This is a genomic window from Paenibacillus sp. JT31N11 (assembly GCF_056269285.1).
The window spans coordinates 175,465-191,720 of sequence record NZ_JBWDNQ010000004.1; the positions used below are offsets into that span (position 1 = coordinate 175,465).

Annotated in this window: 12 protein-coding genes; all 12 read left to right on the forward strand. The window is 51.7% G+C overall.

Going from position 1 to position 16,256, the window contains the following annotated elements; translation table 11 throughout:
- Positions 1 to 425: 425 nt before the first annotated feature.
- On the forward strand, positions 426 to 1,394 hold the full coding sequence (locus AC0YNV_RS16670) for an ABC transporter permease (RefSeq protein WP_210045519.1): 969 nt from the start codon (positions 426 to 428) through the stop codon (positions 1,392 to 1,394).
- A gap of 12 nt (positions 1,395 to 1,406) precedes the next feature.
- Entirely contained in the window at positions 1,407 to 2,294 is an 888-nt protein-coding gene (locus AC0YNV_RS16675) for a carbohydrate ABC transporter permease (RefSeq protein ID WP_210045520.1), read from the forward strand.
- A gap of 53 nt (positions 2,295 to 2,347) precedes the next feature.
- Positions 2,348 to 4,141 carry an extracellular solute-binding protein gene (locus AC0YNV_RS16680; protein WP_475769060.1) on the forward strand — a complete coding sequence of 598 codons (1,794 nt, stop codon included), beginning with the start codon at positions 2,348 to 2,350 and terminating at the stop codon, positions 4,139 to 4,141.
- 90 nt (positions 4,142 to 4,231) lie between these two features.
- The gene (locus AC0YNV_RS16685) at positions 4,232 to 5,305 is read left to right on the forward strand and encodes an amidohydrolase family protein (RefSeq protein WP_475769061.1); all 1,074 of its coding nucleotides are present in this window, start codon (positions 4,232 to 4,234) and stop codon (positions 5,303 to 5,305) included.
- A 24-nt stretch (positions 5,306 to 5,329) separates the two neighbouring features.
- Positions 5,330 to 5,731, forward strand: a complete 402-nt coding sequence (locus AC0YNV_RS16690; RefSeq protein ID WP_475769062.1) for a Rieske (2Fe-2S) protein — start codon at positions 5,330 to 5,332, stop codon at positions 5,729 to 5,731.
- A gap of 53 nt (positions 5,732 to 5,784) precedes the next feature.
- On the forward strand, positions 5,785 to 6,882 hold the full coding sequence (locus tag AC0YNV_RS16695; protein WP_210045524.1) for a mandelate racemase/muconate lactonizing enzyme family protein: 1,098 nt from the start codon (positions 5,785 to 5,787) through the stop codon (positions 6,880 to 6,882).
- Positions 6,883 to 6,979: 97 nt separating this feature from the next.
- On the forward strand, positions 6,980 to 8,410 hold the full coding sequence (locus tag AC0YNV_RS16700; protein ID WP_475769063.1) for an aldehyde dehydrogenase family protein: 1,431 nt from the start codon (positions 6,980 to 6,982) through the stop codon (positions 8,408 to 8,410).
- Between the two features lie 17 nt (positions 8,411 to 8,427).
- Complete coding sequence (locus tag AC0YNV_RS16705) at positions 8,428 to 9,630, forward strand: hydroxyacid-oxoacid transhydrogenase (RefSeq protein WP_475769064.1); 1,203 nt, start codon at positions 8,428 to 8,430, stop codon at positions 9,628 to 9,630.
- The gene (locus AC0YNV_RS16710; RefSeq protein WP_475769065.1) at positions 9,631 to 10,608 is read left to right on the forward strand and encodes a 2-hydroxyacid dehydrogenase; all 978 of its coding nucleotides are present in this window, start codon (positions 9,631 to 9,633) and stop codon (positions 10,606 to 10,608) included.
- 357 nt (positions 10,609 to 10,965) lie between these two features.
- Positions 10,966 to 12,729: a sensor histidine kinase gene (locus AC0YNV_RS16715; protein WP_475769066.1), complete on the forward strand. Its 1,764-nt coding sequence runs from the start codon at positions 10,966 to 10,968 to the stop codon at positions 12,727 to 12,729.
- Complete coding sequence (locus AC0YNV_RS16720) at positions 12,726 to 14,351, forward strand: response regulator transcription factor (RefSeq protein WP_475769067.1); 1,626 nt, start codon at positions 12,726 to 12,728, stop codon at positions 14,349 to 14,351. The genes AC0YNV_RS16715 and AC0YNV_RS16720 overlap by 4 nt, the downstream gene beginning before the upstream one ends.
- 105 nt (positions 14,352 to 14,456) lie before the next feature.
- Positions 14,457 to 16,193 (forward strand): extracellular solute-binding protein, encoded by a 1,737-nt coding sequence (locus AC0YNV_RS16725; protein WP_475769068.1) that lies wholly within the window; start codon positions 14,457 to 14,459, stop codon positions 16,191 to 16,193.
- Positions 16,194 to 16,256 lie beyond the last annotated feature (63 nt).

Genomic DNA, 16,256 nt, shown 5'->3' on the forward strand with positions numbered 1-16,256 from the left:
GTATTCTTGGCAGGAGCCTTCATCAAATGATTTTCACTACGCATTTGAAGGAGGTTTTTTGCGCTGCAAACCGTAAATGTCCGCGACCGAATGCCTCTATTCGCTCCCAGGGCCATGCACATATTTCGCAGCATGCACATAAAAGTCCGCTTACAGGAAGAATCAGCAGCCGAAATGCCTGATAATGGCTGGATTTTCCGGGTTTTATGATTAGGGACGAAGAACAATGTGCATACCGAGGAATCATGTTTATTGTCGAAACGGATGAATCCTGATTGAATAGGAGACAGCGGAAGACATCCGCATCCGGCCTGTTCGATCCACAGCGCTTGGATCATCAACATCCATGAATGCGGTTGCATTGGGGCTGATAGACCAGGTGGTGGAGCGTTCATAACAGATTCTAAGGGAAAGGAGGGACATCCATGGTTGAGTTGGAGAAGGGAATCGAAGCAATAGCCTCTCCCGCAGCAATTAGAGGGGAGAACAAGATCAGGGCAGTAATCAGGGACATCAAACGAACCAAGGTCCTGCTGTTGTTTTTATTGCCGGCGGTTGTCTGGTATGTAATCTTTTATTATATTCCGATGTACGGCGTGACGATTGCTTTTAAGGACTTCTCCGTCATGAAGGGCATTATCGGTAGTCCATGGATTGGATTTACTCATTTCGAGAGGATGTTCGATTCACCGGATTTCAGCCGGGTGCTGCGCAATACGTTGATCATCAGTTTTCTTAAGTTAATCTTCGTATACACATCCGGACTTGTGCTTGCTTTGCTGCTTAACGAGGTTTTCCATGGAAGGTTCAAAAAAATTATCCAGAGCATCACCTATTTGCCCCACTTTCTGTCGTGGGTCATCATCGGCAGCATCATGGTGGAGCTGCTCTCCCCTTCCGGGCTTGTCAATGAAATTATTGTCCTGCTTGGAGGGAAGCCTATTTTCTTCCTGGCAAGCGGAAAATGGTTCGTGCCGACCCTCATTGCTTCCGATGTCTGGCAAAGTGTGGGCTGGGGATCCATTATCTATCTGGCCGCGATTGCCGGCGTCGATCAGCAGATCTATGAAGCCGCTACCATCGACGGAGCCGGCCGGTTCAAGCGAATGTGGCATGTGACGCTGCCGTCGATTGCGAATGTGATTGTCATCATGATGATTTTTAATGTAGGAAATATCATGAATGCCGGCTTTGACCAAATCTTCAATTTGTATAACCCTGCTGTGTATGCAGTGGGAGATATTCTGGATACGTATGTATACCGGGTGGGGCTTGTGCAAATGAATTACAGCTTCTCGGCAGCGGTGGGCTTATTTAAAAATGTGATTGCATTGGGGCTTGTCCTGCTTGTCAATCGCTTGGCCCGAAAATATGGCGAAGCTGGACTATGGTAGGGGGTGTCAGCCATGTCAGGCAGGATTAAATTCACCTGGTTTGATGCTCTGAATTATACGGGCATGGTGCTGCTCTCGTTGTCGGTCCTTTATCCCATCTGGTACCTGTTTGTTCTCTCGGTCAGCACCAGAGAAGGGATGGCGGCGCTGGACAGCTCGATTGTTCTTTGGCCGCAGGGCTTTACTTGGGCAGCTTATGAAGGGTTTATCAACCAATCCTATATTTACACGGGCTATGCCTATACAATCGGCCGCACGGTGGTAGGGACGGCTGCAGCGGTTATATTGATGTGTCTGGCCGCTTATGCGCTCTCCAAAAAAATTCCATTCAAAAAGTCGTTCACCTTTCTCTTTATTTTCACGATGTTTTTTAGCGGCGGTCTCATCCCGACCTACATTCTGATTAAAAATTTGGGACTGCTCAATAATCCGCTGGTTTATATCCTGGCGCCGCCGTTTCTATTCAACACCTTCTACATGCTGATCCTGCGGAACTTCTTTATGACAATCCCGGAGAGCCTGGAGGAATCGGCGAAGATAGACGGGGCCGGCGATGTGCGTATTTTCTTTCAGATTATGGCTCCGCTGGCGGCTCCCGCGATTGCGACCATCAGCCTGTGGGTGTCGGTGAATCACTGGAACTCCTGGTTTGATTCGTTGATTTACGTTCAGTCGTCCGAGATGCAGGTCATACAGGTGCATATCCGAAAGCTGGTCATTGAGCAGAGCGCGAGTATGATGAGCAGCACGATGGATTATTTTGACAAATCTTTGATGCCGACGCCGGAAAGCATGAAAGCGGCCGGCATTCTGATCACCATGCTCCCCATATTATGCATCTATCCGTTTATTCAAAAGTATTTCGTGAAAGGTGTCGTAATGGGCGCAGTGAAAGGCTGATTGCTTGCAGCATGATGAACCAGATAAAAATATATCCATGGAGGGATCACCGAATGGGCAGGACAATGAAGCGTGCGTGGGCGTTAGCTCTGATTCTGTGCATGACAACCGCTTTGTTAGCGGGCTGCACCGGCAGCAGCGCGAAGAAAACAGAACCGTCGACGGTTGCCGGAGAAGCGGGAGGCGATACGACCGGATTGGACCCCTTGTCTGCGGAAGCGGCAGAGGTCATCTTCGAGAAAGTATTGGCAGAGACCGAAACGCCGGCCCAATTTGCCGAAACGCCAACTTATGAGTATACGTTCCAATTGGGGGACAGTCCGGAGGATAATGCGTTCGGCAAGCGGTACTTTGAGAAGAAATTCAACGTCAAGCTGAATTTCCTGAAGCTGGATGGCGGAAATCGCAAGGAGCAGCTGAACCTGGCGCTCGCAACGGGCTCCATTCCGGATTTGACGGTGGTGTCGCTGGGAGATGTTCCGGAGTACACGAAACAGGGGATTCTGGCGAAGCTTCCCGCAGATATGATTAAAACCAATATGCCGCATTATTACGGTCTTCTTGAGAAGAATGACCCTACGCTGCTGACCATTGCCCAGGTGGACGGTCAGAACATGGGGCTTCCGCGCCTTTATCCGAACGGCGGCGTTCCGCGTCCTGGCGCCATCCGCGCGGACTGGCTGCAAAAGGTGGGCGTCAATAAACTTCCCGAAACGCTTGACGAGCTGGAGCAGATCTTCATTAAATTCCGCAATGAAGACCCGGACGGCAACGGTAAGAAGGACACCTACGCGCTATCGAACGGCAGCGATTATCCAGGCGAGGTCTGGTTTCAGACCATCTTTGGCGCCTATGGCGGAAGTCCTTTTCAATGGCGTGATGTAGACGGCAAGCTGCAGTTTGGCCTCACCACCCAGGAAACCAAAGAAGCCTTGATTCGACTGAACAAGTGGTATGAAATGGAGCTCATTGACCCTGAGTTTATTACGGAGAAGGGGAAAAACACAGAGGTAGAGGATGTAGCCGGAAAGTTTGCGTCAGGCAAAATCGGTTATATGGACAACTTGAGCTTCGATGATTATCAGTATGACAATGACGGTCATGTCAATTTCAAATGGGTCGTCGCTAATCCGGAGTGGCAGGCCTGGTTCGAAGAGCGCAAGGACAATCCGGAAGAGTTCTACTCTCTGGCCGCGCAAAAGGATTTTAATGCTGAAATGCCGCAGCCGTATTACATTAATCTTCCTCCGGTGGCTGGACCGGATGGACATAAAGGCTATTATCGGGTTGGCTTGCAGGAGTCGGTTCTTGTATTCAGCCAGAAATTGGAGGAAGAGCAGGAGAAATATGACAAACTGCTGCAGATTCTGGATTACATTAATACAGACAAACCGACGAATGACATGCTGGAGTGGGGTCCGGATGGCGTTATGATGATCATGAACGACGCCGGCGAACGGATCTTTAATCCGCAGTGGGGAGAGCATGAATTGTTCGATCCCCAGATCACCAAGCTCGGAGCCGTATGGACAACCAACCCGATGAGATGGACAAATCCGGAATGGCTGGGCACCGTTGGGGGACCCCGTGAAACGCAGCGGTTCAAGCTTGGCGGCGATGTCTTGCGTGACTATCCATACTTCGAGAACGCGTTGAAGGTGACGCTCCCTTCCCAGGCGCAGAATATGGAAATTCTCGATACGCGCGTCAAAGAATACGTGATCAAGGCCGTCACGGGAGAGATAGACGTTGAAGCCACCTTCGACCAGATGGTGAAGGATTGGTATAAAACGGGCGGCGAGCAGCTAACCAAAGAAGCGAATGATTGGTACTCAACCCAGTCATAAATAAAGGAGCAAAGCCTGTTTGCAAGCGCTGACCGGTCAAGCTTTGACCGGTTGGCCTACTCATAAAATTGAATTGGATGGAGGCTCACTATGGAAGCAGCTGCAGAGACGATCCGCAAATCAACCAAAGCCATCATAGATTGCGATGTTCATCCGTATCCCAGGAGCATGGATGAGATCCGTTCTTATATGCCGGAGCCATGGAGAAGCCGGTACAAAGGAAGCGGCCGCGGCTTTTTCGACAATCCCGTGCATGGCATGCGCTTGGACGCTGTGCCGCCGGGCGGGGGAGGCATAGGAACCGACCCGGATTTTGTAAGGCAGCAGCTCTTCGAGCCGTTCGGCCATGAGCATGCCATTCTTATGCCGCGGGCGTTCTGCAATATGATCCCTGATCCGGATTTCGCTACGGCTATCGCGTCCGCTTATAACGAATGGTTGGCGGATACCTGGCTGGGGAAGCACAACGCAGACGGCATCTTCAAGGGCTCGATAACGATTGCCCACCAGGATCCGCAAGCCGCGGCGCGAGAGATTGAACGCTGGGCCGGCCACCCGCATTTTGTGCAGGTGATGACGGACTCCGGAGCGCGCGCTCCCTTCGGACAGCGCCAGTATTACCCGATCTATGAGGCTTGCGACAAGCACGGACTGCCTTTCGCGATTCATCCGGGCACGGACGGAATGGGCATTAATGTCCAGCCGTCGCCGGGCTATCCGACCCATTATATTGAATGGCATACCTGCCTCTCGCTTGCCTTCCAGGCGCATCTTGTAAGCTATCTGACAGAAGGTGTATTCGAGCGGTTTCCGGGATTCCGGGTTGTGCTGGTCGAAGGCGGGGTTTCATGGCTGCCGGCCTTGATGTGGCGTCTGGATCAGGAGTATAAAGCGCTGCGGTATGAGGTGCCCTGGCTGACAAAGAAGCCTAGTGAATATTTGCGCGATCATGTGCGCATTTCTTCGCAGCCGCTCGAGCGGCCGGATAACGACCAGCATCTGCTGCAAATGCTGGAGATGCTGGATGCGGAACACATCCTCATGTTTTCAAGCGACTATCCGCATTGGGACTTCGATTCGCCGAAGCAGGCATTCCCGAAGCTGCCGGATGCCTTGCGGAGCCGAATCTTCTACGAGAATGCGAAAGAGTTTTATAAACTGTAAACGGGCAAGGAGGCAGGATGCACTGTGGGAAGACATGTCATTGGGAATGTAGGCGATTTGCCGCAGGGCGCCAGAGTGGTCATGACCCTGGAAAATCGCAGTATCGGCATCTTTAATGTCGGCGGCAACTACTACGCGCTGAAGAACACCTGTCCGCATCAGGCAGCGCCGTTATGCGCGGGCCCGATTAAAGGAACAACTCTGCCGTCGGCCCCCGGCGAATACAAGTATGCCCGGGAAGGGGAAATTATCCGTTGTCCCTGGCATGGCTGGGAATTTGACCTGACGACAGGCAAATCGCTGTTCGATCCGCACAAATGCCTGGTGAAAACATACGAAGTCGCGGTGGAAGAGGAACAGGAGCTGCCTTCGGTAGAAACGTACCAGGTGCAGGTCGAAGCCAATAAGGTTGTTGTATATATTTGAGTCAACGGACATGGATAGTACGGGAATAATAATTTCTTAGCGGGGTGCTGAACTTGAAAATTACGGGTTTGGAAGCAATCATACTGCAGACGGAAGTCAAGAAGCCTGTTTTCGATGCGATGAATACGTTTGACGCTGGCGGATATGTGGTGACGAAGCTATTTACGGACGAAGGCATTACCGGCTATGCGACGACGCATGTCGGAAGGGTCAGGTCCATTTGCGATATCGTCAAGGTCATCCTGGAGAAGGAGATGCTGCCGCTCATGGTCGGCGAGGACCCTTTCTTCGCCCGGAAAATCCGGCAAAAGCTGTGGGCCTCTGCGGATTATCACGGTGTAGAAGGAATCGCGCAATTTGCGATCGCGGCCTTGGACACTTGCGTGTGGGATATTGTCGGAAAAGCGCTTGGCAAACCCTCCTGTCATGTTGTAGGAGCCAGCCGGGATCGGATTCCTGCCTACGCGATGGCAGGATGGTACTACGATACGGAGAAAGAGTACGTTCAAAAATGCGTGGATGCTGCGGAAGAGGGATTTCGCGCGGTCAAGCTGAAGGTCGGCAAGACCTCTCTGGAGGATGATCTCCACCGGATCCGCATCGTGCAGAAGGAATTGGGTTCTGATATCCGGATCATGATCGATGCCAATCAGGCGTTCGATGAAATGGAAGCTCTGCGCCGCGGGAAGGCTTACGAGGAATTGGGGGTTTATTGGTACGAGGAGCCGATGATTCCGCAGTATAAGGAGAGTCAGGCTCGTCTGGCGGCCAAGCTTACGATTCCGCTTGCCATCGGGGAAAACTATTACACGCGCTACCAGTTTTACGACGCGGTCAGAACGGGCGCAGGCAGCATCTATCAGCCCGACAACCGGAGAGCGGGCGGGCTCACGGAATGGCTGGAAATCGGAGCGATTACCGAGGCGGCCGGCTTGAAAATTGCCAGTCACGGAGGAGGGCCTGCGAATGTCAATGCCCTCTGCGCCATTCCGAATGCGATTTATCTCGAAAGCGGAAGCTTGAAGCAGCAGGATCATGGGATGCTGGTAACCAAGATGAAGATGGTGAACGGCGAAATCCTGCTGCCCGAAGTGCCTGGAATGGGGACGGAGGTATCGGAAGACTTCATTAAGAAGCATCGAGTATCGTAATCGTAATCTAAGCATGCATGCAAGATGCCATTTGACCGCTTCTCCAGCGTCATTGGCGTCTTGTGTTTTGTTAACGATCATACCCGGGGAGGCTGCGATGAGCATATTGGTCTATGGAAATTTAATTGGAAGGCAGTGGCGGGAGTCGAGTGATACATTCCCTGTCATTCATAAGTATTCTAACGAGATTCTGGCGGCAGTGTCCAAATCGTCCAGGGAGGATGTAGCGGAGGCCGTAAGCTGCGCCGCCGCCGCGTTTCGCGGGCATAAGCTGCCGGTCATGAAGCGTTACGGGATTTTAAGGAAAGCGGCGGAGTTGTTTGAAGCGCGAAAAGAGGAATTGGCGTTCACGATAGTGCGGGAATGCGGCAAAGCATTACGGGACGCCCGCGCGGAAGTGGAAAGGGGCATCCAGACGTTTATCGCTTCGGCGGAAGAGGCGAAGCGCATTGCAGGCAAGGAAGTCCCAATCCAGGGGCAGCCGGGACAAGAAGGGAAGATAGCATTCACGATTCGGGTTCCGGTAGGCGTTATTTGTGCCATTACGCCCTTCAACTTCCCGTTTAACCTGGTCGCGCATAAAGTAGCTCCGGCGCTGGCTGCCGGCAATACCATCGTGTTGAAGCCGTCCGAGCACGCCCCCATCAGTGCAATCAAAATGGCGGAAACCCTATTGGAGGCCGGTCTGCCTCCGGGGTTTTTGAATATCGTTAACGGTTCGGGCGAAGAGACAGGCCAGTACTTGCTTGAAGACGAGCGGATTGCCATGTATACCTTTACCGGCAGCCCGGGGGTAGGCAAGCATATCAAAAGCTCAACGGGAATTCGAAAGGTTTCCCTGGAGCTGGGCAACAACTCGCCCAATATCGTTCACAAAGACGCGCCTGATATCGAGAAAGCGATCCGTCTCTGTGTTACGAGAGGATTTGCGAACAATGGTCAGGCTTGCATATCTGTTCAGAGAATTTATGTTCACCGCGACATCTATCATGATTTTATTGAGGGGGCTGTGAGCATTGCGCGCCAGTTGAAAGTGGGCAACCCGGAGCTGGAGGATACGCTTGTCGGCCCGATGATTTCGGAGAAAGCCGCGATGCGTACGGAGGAATGGATTCAAGAGGCGGTGCAGCAGGGAGCCCGAGTGGCCTTTGGCGGAGTCCGTGAGGGAGCGCTATTGCATCCGACGATTCTTACGGAGGTTACCCCCGCTATGAAAGTGGTATGTCAGGAAGTGTTTGCTCCAGTCATATGCATCGTTCCTTATGATGAGGTGGAAGAGGCCATGGAAGCTGCAAATCATTCCAACTATGGCCTTCAAGCGGGTTTCTTCACATCCAGCCTGCAATTGGCCCTGAAAGCGGCTCAAAGGCTGGAGTTTGGCGGTGTCATCATCAACGATGCTTCCTCCTACCGGGCGGATATTATGCCTTATGGCGGGGTCAAGGACAGCGGGATCGGCAAAGAAGGCCCCTATTATGCGGTTCAGGAAATGACGGAAGAGAGAATCGTCGTTATCGATATGGGTTAGGTACCAAGGAGGCGGACATGAAGAACTATTGGGATTTTTATTTGACGGAAAGAATCGTATTCGGAAACGGTTCGATTATGAGGCTGGATGCGGTTTTGAAAAGGCTGAAGGCCCAAAATCTTTTGCTTATAACAGACCGGGGGATCACAAAGAGTGGCCTGACAACGAAGGTCACCGGCCTCCTGCAGGATTGGGGATATCAACTGATCGTTTATGATCAGGCGGTACCCGAGCCTCCGGTCGAGAAGGCGGTCGAATGCTACGAGTTTGCCAAAGCTCAGATGAAGATCGACGCGATTATCGGATTGGGCGGAGGGAGCAGTATTGATCTTGCCAAAATCGTTGCCTTGCTGCTGGCGCAAGGGGGGCATCCGAGGGATTATTTTGGGGAAAATGCAATCGATCATCCCATTGCTCCCCTGATCGCAATTCCCACAACCGCGGGGACCGGCTCGGAGGTAACCTCCGTTGCCGTTGTAACCGATACGGAGAATAACATCAAGGTGGGGATTTCGAACAATTATTTACGTCCATCCGTAGCTTTACTGGACCCTGAATTGACGCTTGAGCTGCCTCCATACGTGAGCGCATGCTCAGGAATCGACGCTCTGTCGCATGCGATAGAAGCCTATATGGCAAAGGACTTCAAGTATATTCAAGCAGAGGGCGAAATTTTATTTCAGGGCTCCAATCCCATCAGCGACACATTCGCTTTACAGGCGATCGAGCTGCTGTATCACAATCTGGTGACGGCTGTGCAGCAAGGAACAAATTTGGAAGCCAGATCAAACATGCTGTTAGGCAGTCTGTTTGCCGGGATCGCGTTCTCGAATGCGGGAACCGCTCTTGCTCATGCGCTGGCTTATCCAATAGGCGGAGCTGCCAAGTCGCCGCACGGGGAGATAACGGGATTGCTTCTTCCCTATGTAATGATGTTCAACGCCGAGGTGCAGGACAAGAAAATGTCGCTGATAGCTGAAGCCTTTCATTTGAACTGCAGCCGGCTTGAGTCCAGGCAGCAATCCTTGCTGGTTGTTGACAAGGTGCTCGAGCTATTGAAATCGATTGGTCTTCCCACGAAGCTTTCGTCAATCGGGGTGAAGAATGAGAGCCTGCCCGGCATTGCGGAGAAAGCGCTGCAGATCGACAGGTTGATTCGGAATAATCCGCGTGTGCCAACGAAAGAAGGATTGATTGCGCTGCTGGAGGATGCTTATTAAATGGAAATCCGAAAGAAGATTGTGATTACGAGGAAACTGCCGGACCCAATCATTCAGGAACTCGACGAGAGAAATTACCGCATTCATATGTGGCCGTCCGAGGACGACCCGATGCCCTACGACAAGATTGTGAAAGAAGCCGCTGAAGCGGATGCGCTCCTTACTAATGTTTCCGATCAAATTGACAAGCAGGTTCTGAACGCCGGCACAAAGCTTAAAATTGTCAGTACGATGGCGGTTGGATATAACAATATCGATATTCAGGAAGCTTCAAAACGAGGGATATATGTGGGACATACGCCGGATGTATTGACAGAAGCCGTTGCAGATCTGACATTTGCGCTTCTCCTGGCAGTCTCCAGAAGAATCGTGGAAGGGATGGCCTTTATTAAGGCGGATCGCTGGAATAGCTGGGGGCCGATGCTGCTGACAGGACAGGATGTCTGGGGTTCGACTTTGGGGATTATCGGTATGGGGCGTATCGGTGAGGCCGTTTCCCGAAGGGCAGCCGGTTTCGGCATGAATATCCTGTATTGCAATCGAAACCGGAAACCTCAAGCGGAGCAGCAGCTTGGCGTCGCTTATGCCGAGTTGGACGACCTGCTCACCAAATCGGATTTTGTTGTCATGCTGGCGCCTTCTACTCCGGCGACCCGCAGAATGTTGGGCGAAAGGGAATTCCATTTGATGAAGCCCAATGCCATTTTCATCAATACGAGCAGGGGGGAGAACGTTGACGAAGCGGCATTGTTTCATGCTTTGAAGAATAAACGGATATGGGGAGCGGGGCTGGATGTATTTGAACAGGAGCCCATTACATCCCGGCATCTTTTATTTGGTTTGGAGAACGTAACGCTGCTGCCTCATATCGGAAGCGCCACCATCGCAACCCGATTGAAAATGGCCGGCATTGCCGTACAAAACATTAAGGCAGTCCTGTCTGGCGGCAAGCCGGCACACTGCGTAAATGAATTTTAACGTATCAGTCTTGCAGCTAGCACCATGACAGGATGGCGGGGATTTTGGGTAAAGCTTCAACAACGGTGAAAGATCATGACGGCAAGCCGTCAAGCCGGCTATTCTTTCTCTGCGATAATTGCCTGTAAAATATAGGTTATTGCTTAAGTCTCCCATAGATTTTGGGAGATTTTTTTTTGACCTTATAGCGAGAGAAAGGTACGGTCTATACAATTGATTGGCGGTGCGATATGGTTTGTATAGAGGTGGTTGGTTTGAATATGTAATCGAATGATTTCATGTTCAGCATCCGCCGTATGAGGATCCAAGTCAACAAGCAGAAGCAGTCACACAACGATCCAGGATTGGAGTGGGAGCATGAACATATGGAACAGGATGACTTCATTGTCGATATACCCCAAGCTGGTGCTAACCTTTCTGGTCATACTCAGCCCGATGTATCTGATCAGCTGGCGGATGAATGACGCCGGTTCGGGCACAGTGGAGAAGGAAATTACCCAGTCGCTGCTGTCGCGGACTTCCTTGTACGTGAACATGCTGGAATTCGACCTGAGCCGGGTGATCTCGCTGCTGCAGGAGTATGTCAATGACGAGGATCTGCTCAAGCTATCCTCCTCCGCGGAGGTTATGTCCGAGATCGAGAAGATGCAGGCGCAGCTGGGCCTGAAGAAACGACTGGATATCCTCAAGCGCTCCAGCAAGTTTGTTGAAAATGCAAGCGCTTTTATTCCGTCGATGAACCGGACGGTATCGGCTAACGATAATATTTTCACCTCGTTTAATGAGGATCAATTTCAATCACTCGCGAAGTCGACCAATCGTTTTGAGTCTCCATTCCTCGTGTGGCAGGACCGGATATTCATCAGCTTGCCTTATCCGGACCCGGCTGTCTCCAGCGATCAGAAGCCGGTGTTCCTGCTGACAGTGGAGATTTCCCGGAAGGAGCTGGCCGATGTCCTCAAGGAGTTCACCAATGAAGGGGGCGGCGCTATTCTGGCCGGGGAGGGGATGTCCTGGACGGTCAGCGGAACACGCAATGAAGCCGATGCCGGCATGCTGGAGGAGGCGGGGATGAGTCATGCGTCAAGCGCCGCCCATGAAGCGGAGATCCGCGAGGTCACGCTGAACGATGACCCGTATATGGTGGTTTCGAAGTCCTCCACAAGACTTGGCATGACGCTGTTCATGTATATTCCAAGCAAAAGCGTGACCGCATCGCTTGATTCCTACCGGTCCTGGTTCTCTGCCCTGTCTATTGCCTCGATATTTATTGTGCTGCTGTTCTCCTACAGCATCTATCTGATTATCCACCAGCCGCTCAAGAAACTGGTGAGGTCCTTCAGGCGGATTGAGCAGGGTCATTTCAATCTGGAAATGAATTATCCGCTCAAGGATGAATTCGGTTATTTATACGGGCAATTCAACGGGATGGTCAAGCGTCTGGATGTGCTGGTGCATGAGGTGTACGAGCAGCAGTACCGGGCGCGTACAGCCGAGCTGCGCCATCTGCAATCGCAGATCAATCCGCATTTTCTATATAACAGCTATTTCATTCTGTACCGGATGGCCATGCTCAAGGACCATGACAACGTCATTTATTTTACCAAGCATCTCGGGGAGTATTTTGAATTCATTACACGCGACGGGGCGGACGAGGTTCCACTGGAGAACGAAATCAAGCATGCTCGCACCTATGCCGAAATTCAGTCGGTCCGCTTCGGGAGCCGAATTCAAGTGGAATTCGATGAACTGCCGGAAGAAGCGGGAGCCGCTGCGGTCCCCCGTCTTATCCTGCAGCCTCTGATTGAGAACTGCTACAATCACGGGCTGGAGCATAAGCGCAAAGGCGGATGGATTCGTGTCCGCATCATCTGCTTGCCGGATAAGATCGTCATCATCGTCGAGGATAATGGGGGGACAATCGACGAGGAGAAGCTGCGCGAGCTTCAGAGCAAGCTTCATCAGGACGATCAGGCACATGAGCATACGGGACTTCTGAACGTGCATCGCCGCATCCAGATCAGATACGGCGGCCTCGGAGGATTGACCCTCGAGACAGGTGAAGAGAAAGGCCTGAAAGTAACCATGACTCTGCCGAGGGAAGGGGAAATGCCGGGATGATCAGACTGTTGATCGTGGACGATGAGCCATACACTGTTGACGGCTTATATGAAATGCTGGAAAATACCGCAGATCTGGAGCTTGAGCTTTATCGCGCCTATGCGCCGGAAGAAGCGGTGGAGTGGCTGACACGGACGAAGATGGATATTGTTTTGAGCGATATCCGCATGCCGGGTATGACAGGTCTGGAGCTGCAGAAGTGGGTGGTCAGCCAGTGGCCCCGCTGCAAAATTATTTTCCTTACCGGTATCCGCGAGCTGCAAACCGCCCAGGAGGCGATTCGGACAGGATCGGTCGATTATATTTTGAAAACCGAAGGCGACGAAGCGATTCTCCGCAGCATCCGCAAGGCGATGGAGGATTTGAGGGAAGAGACGCGGAGCGACCAGTTCATGCTGCAGGCCAAGGAACAGATGCACAAAGCGCTCCCCCTGCTGCACAGGGAATGGTTCACCTCCCTGCTGGATCCTCATTTTAGCGGGAGCATGGTTCAGGCGAGAATGCAGGAGCTGGATATCCCGCTGTCTCTTGACCTGGAACTGATCCCTGTAATCGGGCGCATTGACCGCTCAGAGGAGAACGCCAATTCTCCGGATCAAATGCTGATTTTGTACGCTATTCAAAATATTGCGGCGGAGTTTTTTGAAACAGCCGTTTTTTTCTCCGTAAATCTGGATGCCAATCATCTCGTGCTGCTGATTCAGCCCTCCGGCCATGAAACGGATGAGGTCAAGGCATGCCATTCGGCGGCTCTCTGGAGGAAAACAGGCTCCTTCGTTCAGGGAACGCTGGAATCGGTCCAAGAGACCTGTCTTCGCCTGCTGGAACAGCCGGTGTCCTTCATCAGCCCTGCGTACCCTGTAACATGGACGGGACTGTCCCGGGCGTACGCCAATATGAGGCATAAGCTGGTTCTTGGAATTGGAACGGGAGTTGGCATGCTCATGAGCGTAGATCCGCTGGATGAGGGCGGCGGCAGCGATCCGCTTCCTCCGGTCAGAATGATGATGGATAAGCTGGAGCGGCTGATGAACGAGGGGCTGGAAGAACCGTTTATCGAATACCTGAAGGAAGTGCTGGGCCGGCCAACCAAATTCGCTGATTATGTGCAGGTCTATTATTCGGTAGCAGCCCTGCTGCTGGCCCAGCTGGAATGGTTGAATCCCGGAACCGACGGAAGCGATATCGACCTTGAAGGCTTATTCAATCTATCGACACACTCTACCAGCGAGCAGACCGCCCAAACCTTCCTCACGCTGTCCTCGTTGATTCTCGCCCGGCGCAGGGAGCTTCAGGATGAACGGACTTCACAGGTGATCAATAAGCTGCATCAGCATATCTGCCATCATCTGGATGGCGATCTGTCGCTGACGAAGCTTGCGGAGATCGTGTATTTGAATCCGACCTATCTGTCTGTTTTGTATAAACAATCGACAGGAAATAATCTCTCGGAGTATATTGCCCGGATCCGTCTGGAGAAAGCCAAGGAGCTCCTGGAGACGACGCCGCTGAAGATTCATGAAATTGCGGAGAAGGTCGGTTTCGAAACCGCAGGTTATTTTACGCGTTTTTTCAAGAAACGGCTGAATCTGACACCTCAGGAGTTCCGCGCCAAGACATGAACCAAACAGAAGATAACAAATCAGAACAGAGTGACATTTACGCATTTATGGCCTGCCCTTAAACTGGAAATATAGCAACCACACTAAATAGGGAGGTTCGAAAAAATGAGCAAGCCCACAAGATGGACGGCAATTCTGACGCTCGTATGTATTATGCTTTTTGTAACCGCTTGCAGCTCCGGCAACAATAAGGAAAGCTCCAATACAGCAGATGGAGGCAACCAGGCGACCGCAACAAATACGGAAACGAATAATACGGATGGAACCGGCAATGCCAGTGCCAGCGAGCCGGAACCATACCTTGGGAAGTTTGATCCCCCTATCGAGATTTCTACAGTTCGGATCGTCAACGACACCTATAAATATCCCGCAGGCGATTCCATAGAGAGCAATGTATGGACGAAAACGATTGAAGATAAGCTTGGCATCAAGGTTAAAAATCAATGGGTAGTCAGCGGTGACCAGGCGGGAGGACAGGGCGAGCAGAAAATGAATGTGTCCATCGCCTCGGGAGATCTCCCTGATTTTATCCCGGTAAGCTCCAAGCAGCTGCAGCAGCTGCAGGATGCGGGCGAATTGATGGATTTGACTGAAATCTATGAAAAATATGGTTCCCCTTTTCTCAAAGAAGTACTGAACCAGGACGGTCCTAACGCCCTGGCATCGGCTACATTTGACGGTAAACTGATGGCGATTCCAAGTACAGGCTCCTCGATGGACGGGGCGGCTATGGTATGGATCCGCAGCGATTGGCTGAAGGAGCTTAATCTGCCCGAGCCCAAAACGATGCAGGATATTCTGACCATCTCGGAAGCGTTCACCACGCAGGATCCGGATAAGAATGGGAAGGACGACACTTACGGCATTGCTCTAAACAAAGATTTGTACGGAGGCTTTGCCGATATCACCGGTTTTATGAACGCCTATCATGCTTACCCAAAAAGCTGGATTAAGGATGCGGAAGGCAGCATCGTATACGGCAGCATTCAGCTGGAGATGAAGACGGCGCTCGCCGCTTTGCAGGATCTATACAAAAAAGGCCAGATCGACAAGGAATTCGGGGTCAAAGACGGCGGGAAAGAAGCGGAGCTGACGGCATCCGGCAAGCTGGGAATCGAATTCGGAGGCATGTCGAATCCACTGTGGCCGCTCGTTGACACCAAGAAGAATGACCCCACTGCAGAGTGGCAGTCATACGCTGTTCCATCCGCCGACGACAAGCCTGTGACCCCTCAGGTCGGCTTCGCGGTCGGCAAATATTATGCAGTTAAAAAAGATGCGAAAAATCCTGAAGCGCTGTTGAAAATGATGAACCTGTTTGTGGAGACCGGATGGGGAGAAACGACGACACCGGAGAATTATGCCGCACATTTCACAAGCGATGGCTTCGAATATCATAAATTCCCGCCATTTGTTGCCTGGCCTGCACGTAAAAACCTGGATATTCATCTTCATGTATCGGCAGCGCTTGACAGCAAAGACACATCTGCTCTTAATCCGGAGGAAACGGACAATTACGGTAAAATCGTTGCTTTCCTGAATGGCTCCAACGAGGATCCGCTTGGTTGGGCATACGACAAGGTTTTCGGCAAAACAGGCTCTTTCGTCATCATTAATGACTATGTCAATTCCGACAGATTGAAAATGACTGAATTCTACGGGGCGCCTACACCGGCAATGGTACAGAAGGAATCCAACCTGCAAAAACGCGAGCTGGAGGTGTTTACCAAGATTATAATGGGAGATCCCATCGATAGTTTTGATAAATTTGTTGAAGATTGGAAAAAGCTTGGCGGTGACGAGATTACGGCCGAGGTGAATGAGTGGGCTAAAAACAAGTAATTGTTAGCCGGAATGAGGGGGAGAATACCGTCTTTCCCTCGTTCACGGCATCCGCCGAATCAC

Bases quoted from the DNA above. Each gene is read 5' to 3' on its own strand.
- AC0YNV_RS16670 (WP_210045519.1), top strand. From the start codon at position 426: ATGGTTGAGTTGGAGAAGGGAATCGAAGCAATAGCCTCTCCCGCAGCA.
- AC0YNV_RS16675 (WP_210045520.1), top strand. From the start codon at position 1,407: ATGTCAGGCAGGATTAAATTCACCTGGTTTGATGCTCTGAATTATACG.
- AC0YNV_RS16680 (WP_475769060.1), top strand. From the start codon at position 2,348: ATGGGCAGGACAATGAAGCGTGCGTGGGCGTTAGCTCTGATTCTGTGC.
- AC0YNV_RS16685 (WP_475769061.1), top strand. From the start codon at position 4,232: ATGGAAGCAGCTGCAGAGACGATCCGCAAATCAACCAAAGCCATCATA.
- AC0YNV_RS16700 (WP_475769063.1), top strand. From the start codon at position 6,980: ATGAGCATATTGGTCTATGGAAATTTAATTGGAAGGCAGTGGCGGGAG.
- AC0YNV_RS16705 (WP_475769064.1), top strand. From the start codon at position 8,428: ATGAAGAACTATTGGGATTTTTATTTGACGGAAAGAATCGTATTCGGA.
- AC0YNV_RS16710 (WP_475769065.1), top strand. From the start codon at position 9,631: ATGGAAATCCGAAAGAAGATTGTGATTACGAGGAAACTGCCGGACCCA.
- AC0YNV_RS16715 (WP_475769066.1), top strand. From the start codon at position 10,966: ATGAACATATGGAACAGGATGACTTCATTGTCGATATACCCCAAGCTG.
- AC0YNV_RS16720 (WP_475769067.1), top strand. From the start codon at position 12,726: ATGATCAGACTGTTGATCGTGGACGATGAGCCATACACTGTTGACGGC.
- AC0YNV_RS16725 (WP_475769068.1), top strand. From the start codon at position 14,457: ATGAGCAAGCCCACAAGATGGACGGCAATTCTGACGCTCGTATGTATT.